This window comes from Pseudomonas sp. GW821-FHT07G06, from assembly GCF_058986625.1.
In genome coordinates, this window is the sequence record NZ_JBYSVW010000024.1 from 65,944 (window position 1) to 73,806 (window position 7,863).

The 7,863-nt window shown below is 47.8% G+C and carries 11 protein-coding genes and 2 pseudogenes; 11 read left to right on the forward strand and 2 right to left on the reverse strand.

The genetic code is table 11. The features are described from left to right. Positions 1–35: 35 nt before the first annotated feature. From AC3WJW_RS27985 to AC3WJW_RS28035, 11 genes and pseudogenes are all read left to right on the forward strand, one after another. On the forward strand, positions 36–473 hold the full coding sequence (locus tag AC3WJW_RS27985; protein ID WP_493728241.1) for an SMI1/KNR4 family protein: 438 nt from the start codon (positions 36–38) through the stop codon (positions 471–473). Between the two features lie 109 nt (positions 474–582). Beyond that, positions 583–1,266: pseudogene (locus AC3WJW_RS27990) on the forward strand (RHS repeat domain-containing protein); the annotation flags it as partial. A 47-nt stretch (positions 1,267–1,313) separates the two neighbouring features. Further along, positions 1,314–1,661 (forward strand): DUF7716 domain-containing protein, encoded by a 348-nt coding sequence (locus AC3WJW_RS27995; RefSeq protein ID WP_493728242.1) that lies wholly within the window; start codon positions 1,314–1,316, stop codon positions 1,659–1,661. Between the two features lie 235 nt (positions 1,662–1,896). Next, positions 1,897–2,112 (forward strand): annotated as a pseudogene (locus AC3WJW_RS28000) (hypothetical protein); the annotation flags it as partial. 47 nt (positions 2,113–2,159) lie between these two features. Next, a complete protein-coding gene (locus tag AC3WJW_RS28005; protein WP_493728243.1) occupies positions 2,160–2,756 on the forward strand; it encodes a hypothetical protein in 597 nt (198 codons plus the stop codon). 88 nt (positions 2,757–2,844) lie between these two features. Further along, positions 2,845–3,279, forward strand: a complete 435-nt coding sequence (locus AC3WJW_RS28010; RefSeq protein WP_493728244.1) for a hypothetical protein — start codon at positions 2,845–2,847, stop codon at positions 3,277–3,279. A gap of 43 nt (positions 3,280–3,322) precedes the next feature. Next, positions 3,323–3,892, forward strand: a complete 570-nt coding sequence (locus AC3WJW_RS28015) for a hypothetical protein (RefSeq protein WP_493728245.1) — start codon at positions 3,323–3,325, stop codon at positions 3,890–3,892. Between the two features lie 99 nt (positions 3,893–3,991). Then, positions 3,992–4,435 carry a DUF6386 family protein gene (locus AC3WJW_RS28020; protein WP_493728246.1) on the forward strand — a complete coding sequence of 148 codons (444 nt, stop codon included), beginning with the start codon at positions 3,992–3,994 and terminating at the stop codon, positions 4,433–4,435. A gap of 297 nt (positions 4,436–4,732) precedes the next feature. After that, positions 4,733–5,272 (forward strand): hypothetical protein, encoded by a 540-nt coding sequence (locus tag AC3WJW_RS28025; RefSeq protein WP_493728247.1) that lies wholly within the window; start codon positions 4,733–4,735, stop codon positions 5,270–5,272. A gap of 70 nt (positions 5,273–5,342) precedes the next feature. After that, positions 5,343–5,666, forward strand: coding sequence for a hypothetical protein (locus AC3WJW_RS28030; RefSeq protein ID WP_493728248.1), 324 nt, complete (start codon positions 5,343–5,345; stop codon positions 5,664–5,666). Positions 5,667–6,074: 408 nt separating this feature from the next. Beyond that, positions 6,075–6,584 carry a hypothetical protein gene (locus AC3WJW_RS28035; protein WP_493728249.1) on the forward strand — a complete coding sequence of 170 codons (510 nt, stop codon included), beginning with the start codon at positions 6,075–6,077 and terminating at the stop codon, positions 6,582–6,584. Positions 6,585–6,713: 129 nt separating this feature from the next. Here AC3WJW_RS28035 and AC3WJW_RS28040 read toward each other — a convergent pair whose 3' ends face one another. Together AC3WJW_RS28040 and AC3WJW_RS28045 are read right to left on the reverse strand one after the other, a co-directional pair. Next, positions 6,714–7,310: a helix-turn-helix domain-containing protein gene (locus AC3WJW_RS28040; RefSeq protein ID WP_493728250.1), complete on the reverse strand. Its 597-nt coding sequence runs from the start codon at positions 7,308–7,310 to the stop codon at positions 6,714–6,716. Positions 7,311–7,357: 47 nt separating this feature from the next. Continuing rightward, positions 7,358–7,519, reverse strand: a complete 162-nt coding sequence (locus AC3WJW_RS28045; protein WP_173900852.1) for a hypothetical protein — start codon at positions 7,517–7,519, stop codon at positions 7,358–7,360. Positions 7,520–7,863: the final 344 nt, after the last annotated feature.

Genomic DNA, 7,863 nt, shown 5'->3' on the forward strand with positions numbered 1-7,863 from the left:
TATGAACTATATAGATTCGATTGACGCTGAGATTCATGCATCTGGTGAAGATCCGGCTTATGCGGGGGGGCGCTAGCGATGCCTTGATAGCTGAATTTGAAAAAGAATTAAGTGTTGGATTTCCGAATTCATATAAGCAATTTCTGAAAAAATTTGGAGCTTTATCATTTGCTGGAGAAACATACTATGGGATCACAAAAAGCGGGCTGGCCGCTACCGCGATTCCCAGTGTTTTATTTGCTACAAAAAACGCGCGATCTCTTGGTGATGCTGATAGTTCTATGATTGTCATTAAGGCTTCAGGGTATGGTCCTATATATTCAATCGATACTTCTAAGCTTGGAGAGACAGGCGAGCCTGTAGTGGTGGAGACGGAGCTCTCCTTTAAAAGGGATGGTCAAAAAAGCGTGATTTTCAAAAGTTTTGAGGGTTTTTTTTGTGAATCTATTAGGCAGTCTATTAAGGAACTGTAGGGCTATTGTTTGCGAATAACGTGTAGATTTCGGGAGTGGCCGTAAAGGGTTTTGCTTCGGGTCAATGAGACATCAGGTAGGAGTTGATCGAGACTTGCTTGGCGTAGGGTTGGAACGCTTCGCCGAATTCAGGTTCGACGACCTGCACCGCGAAGTCTTGCGCACCCAGGGCACGCTCACCAGCTGCTTCGGCTACGACGCGATGGGCCGCAAGAGCTGGCAGTTCGCCTCGCGCCTGCCGGCGGAAAAACTCTCGCGCCTCCACAACCCCGGCATCCAGCCCGACCTGCTGGTCGAACACGCCTACAACCCGATCCACCGCCGTCACCAGTACGACCCGGCCGGCGAACTTACCCGCACCCTCGACAAACTGCGCGGCGAGATCAAGTACGAATACGAAGCCAACGGCCAACTGCACAGCCGCGACACCGGCCAGTTGATCGACAGCGAAGAATTCCGCTAGGACGCCGCGGCGAACCGGCTGAACTTCAACACCAGCCAGTTTGACCACGTCAAGGACAACCGCCTCAAGCGCTGGCGGGATCAGGAATATGCCTACGATGCCTGGGGCAACCTGATTGAAAAACGCAGCGGCATGGGCACGCTGCAGACGTTTCGTTATGACTGTGAGAATCGGCTGGTCCGGGCTCAGACGTTGGTCAATGGCAAGCTCGTAAGTACCGGTTCGTATCGGTGCGACAGCCTAGGGCGGCGGGTTGCCACGGTTTCAGAGATCAACGGTCGGACCGAGCAGAAGCACTTTTTGTGGCAAGGCCTGCGAAAGGGACGTAAAGGTAAACTTAATGGTAAGGCTGGACAGCCACTAAAAGGAACATGTTGATGAGTATATTAAAGGTTAAAGAGCCTGTAACGATTGCTGCTGTGATTGAGGCCGTGCAAGCGGGTGATGTTATAATTGATGATCTGTGTGTGTACGTTGAAGATGATGTTGGAACTATAACTCCAGAGCTTGTTTGTTATTTGGATGCATATCCTGAAATGACTGGAGATGTTGAAATTTACAGTGATTTTGTGGCGGCGAATGAATTGGAGTTAATTTATTATGGTCAGCAGTTTAATGATGTGCTGAGGAATGTTCTCGAGCAGGAGGCATCTGCAAATATAGTTAAAGTGGTGGCTGCGCTTAATTACTATCTTGAAAATGACGATTTTATGGAAGTGAATTAGTGGTGTGTTCAAGGGTGTAAGTGCGTTGGAGGGGGTAAAGTCGTTGTTGGCTTTAATGCTCGACTTGCAGTTGATCGAATAAAGGGAGGGGTTTCAATTAGGTAGTATGGCTTTTCTGAAGTTTTGGCGTTGTACTTTGATGTCTTTTTGAGGCTTTGGTGGGTGGTGTTTGTATAGCTCCTTAAAATTATGTGTTTGGAATGGTTTGGGAGCTTCCTAAACCATTTTTTATTGAGTTGGTAACCTGATCCGGTGCTTTAGCTACAACCTCGGCGGGCATCTGACCCAGGTCGACGAAACCGGCTACGGCGAACGGCCACAGCGCCGCACCGAATTCGAGCGCGATAGCATTGGCCGGCTGCTGGCCAAACTGAATGCCGATGCCCGTCAGGATTACGTGTACGACGACGCTGATCGCCTGCTGTCGATCCAGCGCCTGCCGAGCGCGCTATTAAGAAATCCCTCGGTGAAGGTGTTAATTTCAAAAGGTAGTTAAGTATGAATTATTCAGATTTGCTGGTGCTTAAGGACGAGGGGTTGACTAAAATTAGCGACGAGAGTTTTTGCGCTAAATTTGTTGATGATGCTGCTCATGGGGAGATTCTTTTTTCTAAGGGGCCATGTTATACGATAATTCCGTTGGAGCTCGAAATGGCGGGTGTTACTCCATCAAAAATCCTTGATAAGGAACCTGCCAGTAAACAGAACGTATCTAAGTATTTTCTTTGTGATGGTCAAGTAGTAAAAATTGAAAGTTATAATTTTCAAGGCTTACTGGATGAGTTCGAATTTTTTAGGTCTTTTGGAAATCTATTATTTTCACTTCGGAAAAATAAACATAATGAGATCCTTTGGCTAAAGATAGCAGAGCTAAAAGATGGGAAGGTTCTAAGAGCTTGTCGCGTAGATGGGGATATGGAGTATTGGGTATATCGATATAACTGGGAGGGGGACAGAGTTAAAGAGGTTGTTTCATTGGCGAGTAATGGTATAGCTGGTACCGTAATCAAGGCTGGATATGATATTGATTCGACTGTTGCAAGGCTCTTTTTCTTGAGTGATGGTAAAGAGGTAGATATATATTTACATATCTAGAAGCCGATTTTTATATGGTTGGTAGATGTTGGTTTATGAATACGGCGTGCTAAGCAACCTGAGGAAGTTCTAGAGGATCTGTGAGTATATGATTTCGAAAAAAGTAATGGATTTCTGTAGGCAGAAAGGCTGGTGGTACGCTGACGTCAGTGCTGACTATGAAATAGAGCTAAAAAAAATAGACGTTGATGCGTCTAGCGATTTTGGTCAGTTTTATCTTCATGTTGAGGATGGGCCGACTTTTATGAGTCGCGGCAAAGAGATATATCAAATTTGTTGGTTTTCAAAAAATACTAATTTTGATTTGGCGCTGAAACGAACCCATGAAACGCTCGGAGTACCTTTAGAGTATCTTCCATTGGATAGCTTTGAAGGTGAGAGTGGTTTTTTTTATAATAAGCTAACTGGCGAGGTGGTTGAGCTTACTCTTGGTGACTCATTGGCTGAGTTCAAACGGGGGAGGCTCAAGCCCCAGTGGGCAAGTTTTAACGAGTTCTTGGAAAATTTTTTTGAGTTAAATTGAAGGGGTTTGTACTCAGCAGTTTTTCGTCGGTAGGAGGTTGTGGATGAAAAGCGTAGCAAAAATTGAGATATTTCAACCCGGGATCGTTATTTTTGATCCGGTTGCATTGAATGATTTTGTTCTAAGTAATGGGATAGATACTGGTAATTTATTCGAGCTTTTTTTGAGTGACGAAACCATTGGGTTAAGCGTAGTGGAAAAGGGGGTGATTTTTCCTATCTATCAAATTCCGGAAATGGAATATAGTATTTTTCTAAAGGGAATAGACCAAGATCAGAAGTCCAGTTTTAATAAAGCGGTAAAGAGATTTTGCTATTCTGGGATCCCGTTGGTAGTTGTTTCTGGTTTGGTTGTTATTGCTGATCTGAATGCTCTAATGAATTGGGATAGTGATTATTTTCTGGATTACAGAGAGGCTTGTGTTGATGGTCTTGGGAATAATGATTATCTAGAGGTTGCGAGTGGTTTGTATGATTTGAGTATTAGTGGTGTCATGGGGTTGGGCGAACCATTTGTTTCTTTAGGTTATGAGCTGGAGTTCAAATCCGTAGCGCAGCTCCCGAAGCTTCCAAATGATGTCTATACTGATGATTGGGACTTTTCCATTACTTGAGTGAGTTCTTCCTTTGGTGACTCCTTGAAAAAAACCGCTAGGAAAGCAGGTCAGCAACCTAGATGATAAATTATCTCGATAATTTCAAGTAATAAATTTATGGCTCAAAAATTTACTATCGTTACTGATACTGCAACAGTTGCAATATTCGACCTTGCAGCTATAAGGCATAGGATGTCGGACACTCCTGATTGGTGGAGTATCGTTGAAGATGAAATTCAAGAGATTAATGAGGGGAATGTAGCTTTTTTGGGGTTGGGGCAGGATGGTAGTTACAAAATAGCAATTGTCGATGATATAGCTGCGGATTTCGGAGTCTTGTACCTTGGTTTTCCTTCTGGGCAAGTGTTCGTCGGCGCAGGTGAAGATACTACTGGTGGAGATCTTGAGCCTGATGGCTCTGACTCTATTCAAGGGGTGGTAGTTGATTTTAAGCCGGGGAGCTATTTGATGAAATATAAAAAAACTGGGGATGTTCTAGAGTTGGCTTTTCAATCATCGATGAAAAAAACTAATGACCTTACGGACTCGATAAGGATTTAGGGTGATATTGTTTATCTTGTCTGACGTATCGGAGTTGGGGCGCTTGTCAAACCTTAGGGTATTTTGTCAGTTGTTTCGTTAGAGTCGGAGTTGGTTAGGGGGGTAATGGTTTGTTTGGGTCTCTGATTTTCAGAGTGGCTTTTAACCTTAATACTTTAGGCCACTTCCTGAATATTGCCCGCACCGCCTGGAGACTGCTGAGCATTCGTTAGGACGTCTAGTGTGTTAATACATCCGCAATGAGTACGTCCCGGTGATTCGCCTGATTGCGTTGGTTAACTAAAAAGTTGGGTGGTTATGAAGCTTTATTCAATAACGCAAGATGATAAATACAAAACATTGATCGATGCGGATCAGGTGGAAAGTCTGCAGGGATTCGCTACAAAGCTGGCATATGGTGAAGTGATTTTAGAGTCTGAAAGACAGGCTTTTTGTGTCGTATATAATAGTGATGATAACAATAAGTCGGCACGTTCTGATTTTTTTACTTTTTTCAGGCCGATCTTGGTTGTCTCGGAAAAAGCATATGATGCGCTTGATTTTTTGCAGGTTTTTCCTAGGGTTAAGCTGCTCGGGCCACGCGCAGGGGATGTCGCAATATTCATTGCCGAGCTTCTATCAAATGTATTTGATATTGATCAATCCGATTATGATAGGGGGGAGGGTGGTTACGTCGTTTATAATGCGGTGTTAAAAGTTCCAGAGAGTTACATGGGTGAAATTTTCCGCATTCCTGAAAATCCGCAAGTGCTATATGTCAGTCAAGTTTTCAAGGACGCTGTAGAGTCACTAGGCCTAAGAGGGCTCGCTTTTAAGGAAGTTGCTCGGAGTTGTTGAAGGGGCTGTGAGGTGTGCGGGGGTTGTATTGAAATGGTGTTTTTTGTTTCGGAAGTAGATGTATTTTTATATGACTATGGAGAAGATAAATACCCAGACAGCCGTTGATAGCGCCGAGAAAGACAGCCTGGGTTATTACCGTGCAGGCATCGTGCTTTACGTGACACGCGAGTTTCTGGAAGTTGACGGACGTAAAGTCCCGGTGTCGGCCCTTGCTTCAGTCAATTTGAACGCCTGGAGTGAGAAGGTCACTCTGAAAGACGAGGCGGGGAATCAGATTCTATCAACGGTGTGCACCGGCATCATGAGTCATGACCTGTTCCTCACGACGCTGGATGTGCTGCTGGATGCTCAACGGGCAAGCAGCGGTGAGACTGTCGAGAGCCTGGCCTGAGAATTCCAGGGCCTGAGCAATACAAAAAAACCGGCTGATCAGGCCGGTTTTTTGTGGCGCGGTGGTAGAGCTTCTGACAATCCGTGAAGTCGCGTTTTTGCCTGCGACTCAATCATTAACCTGGAGAGAAAGATTGTCACTCCGGTTAGATCGATTATTTCTTTCCGCTATTTATATAGATGCAATCTGCATATCCATGACCGATTAATCCGCGTCATGGCTTTTACCTTGTCCGTGATCGAATCCGATTGTTCGTCACAGCAGAAACAATCGTCCTGCCTGCCTCGTTAAGCCTGCCCCGACATCGACTTTGGCTGTTCGATCGTCAGCTTGTTGCGCTCGGCCGATTCCCTAGAATCGGCCTCCATCAGCTTCGCCCAACTATCCAGTCCTTCAGGGAGCAACACCATGATGAATGCCATGCAGATGCAAATGCCGATGAACGCCACCATGCCAATGATGCCGATGATGGGCATGCCGATGATGATGGCGACCATGTCCTGCGACATGATGGACGACGGCATGATGTGCAAGATGATGCCGGCCGCTGGCATGGATATGGCCATGTTCAAGAACAGCGCTGAAATGATGCAGATGATGGTGAACTGCGGCATGCCGATGATGATGCACTGCGGCAACATGAGCATGATGTGCATGTCCCAGGCAAGCATGGCCATGCCGATGATGAACATGATGATGCCAATGCCGATGATGGGCATGCCGATGCCGTCGATGAGGTGCGTGATGGAGTGCACCATGATGGCTGACGGCATGATGTGCAAAATCATGCCGATGGCCGGCATGAACATGGACATGATGAAAAACTGCTGCGCGCTGATGATGAAAATGATGAACGACTGCAGCATGCCGATGATGATGAGCTGCAACGGCATGCCGTTGATGTGCTGCACCTGCTGATCCCTGCACTGTACCTGTAACTGTAGGAGCGAGCCTGCTCGCGATGGACGTCAACGATGAAGCGGGTTTCCTGAAAAAACGCGTCAGCCTTGAGTCCATCGCGAGCAGGCTCGCTCCTACAGGGTCGTTTCAGTCCAGGCGTTCCGGGTAGGTCACTACAAGATAAGCCACCGCTTCACTGTCGGCGGGGTTGCGATAGCGGTGGGGCTGGTCGGCATAAAACAGGATCGAGTCCCCTGTGGACAGCAGGTAACGCTCGTCGTTGACGCTGATTTCCAGCACACCCTGCGCCACCACCAGGTTTTCCTGGACGCCTGGGCCATGGCCCTGCGAGTGGTCCTCTCCCAACGGGCTCAGGCGCAGCTCGTAGAATTCCGATTGGCGCGCCACATCAAAGGGGAACAGGGCGCGGCTGACAAAAGCGCCGTTGGCACTGACCAGGCGTTTGCTCTGGCTCGCCGACAGCACGGCCACACCTTCGAAGGCCCGATGCTCCAGAAACGCAGCCACCGATACCTTCAAGCCTTTGGCGATTTTGCACAGCACCTTGATGGACGGCACACTGCGCCCCGATTCGATTTGCGCCAGCATGGCACGGCTCACGCCGCACTGTCGGGCCAGGGCATCGAGGGACAGATGGCGCTTGCCCCGCAGACGCAGCAGGTTTTGTGCTACCCGTTCGCAGATCGGGTCCTCTTCAGGGGCATCAGGATTGTTGAGGTCCAACACAGGCTCGTCCGCGCTTATCAGAAAGCGCGAGGGTTCGTGCGCGTTCACGCCTGACGTGTCTCGGTAGACCGAGACGCCTGAACCCACTGGAATGCCTGTAATCCGGCGTTGCGTGCGTACATCTCCCACATGGCCCGTGCCCGTTGCTGAGCTTGTTTGCGTTTGCGGTAGCTGGCGAAGTCGATGAGGTTGTCAGTCGGATTCATGGGGCACTTCACTGTGGTGATGAATGACGGGATGACTGGAGGGTACGCTTCTACTTTTATAACGATAAATACTTAATTTTTATTTGTTAATTCCTTTTCGATCTTTGTGTGGGCGGTTTATGGTTTCGATGAAGTGTCAACGCAATGGCTGTAGGGGCAGGGCTTGCTGGCGATGGACTCAAGCACGCCGCGTTAATCCATTTCACCCGCGTTATCGTTAACGACCATCGCTGGCAAGCCAGCTCCCACACGGGACCGCGTCCATGGTGAAACTACTGTAGGAGCCAGCTTGCTGGCGATGGACTCCAGTGCGCCGCGTTCATCCCGTTCACCCGCGTTATCGT

Excerpts from the sequence above, each read along its gene's own strand:
- AC3WJW_RS28005 (WP_493728243.1), top strand. The coding sequence starts at position 2,160 with ATGAATTATTCAGATTTGCTGGTGCTTAAGGACGAGGGGTTGACTAAA.
- AC3WJW_RS27985 (WP_493728241.1), top strand. The coding sequence starts at position 36 with ATGCATCTGGTGAAGATCCGGCTTATGCGGGGGGGCGCTAGCGATGCC.
- AC3WJW_RS28010 (WP_493728244.1), top strand. The coding sequence starts at position 2,845 with ATGATTTCGAAAAAAGTAATGGATTTCTGTAGGCAGAAAGGCTGGTGG.
- AC3WJW_RS28020 (WP_493728246.1), top strand. The coding sequence starts at position 3,992 with ATGGCTCAAAAATTTACTATCGTTACTGATACTGCAACAGTTGCAATA.
- AC3WJW_RS28015 (WP_493728245.1), top strand. The coding sequence starts at position 3,323 with ATGAAAAGCGTAGCAAAAATTGAGATATTTCAACCCGGGATCGTTATT.
- AC3WJW_RS28030 (WP_493728248.1), top strand. The coding sequence starts at position 5,343 with ATGACTATGGAGAAGATAAATACCCAGACAGCCGTTGATAGCGCCGAG.
- AC3WJW_RS28035 (WP_493728249.1), top strand. The coding sequence starts at position 6,075 with ATGATGAATGCCATGCAGATGCAAATGCCGATGAACGCCACCATGCCA.
- AC3WJW_RS28045 (WP_173900852.1), bottom strand. The coding sequence starts at position 7,519 with ATGAATCCGACTGACAACCTCATCGACTTCGCCAGCTACCGCAAACGC.
- AC3WJW_RS27995 (WP_493728242.1), top strand. The coding sequence starts at position 1,314 with ATGAGTATATTAAAGGTTAAAGAGCCTGTAACGATTGCTGCTGTGATT.
- AC3WJW_RS28025 (WP_493728247.1), top strand. The coding sequence starts at position 4,733 with ATGAAGCTTTATTCAATAACGCAAGATGATAAATACAAAACATTGATC.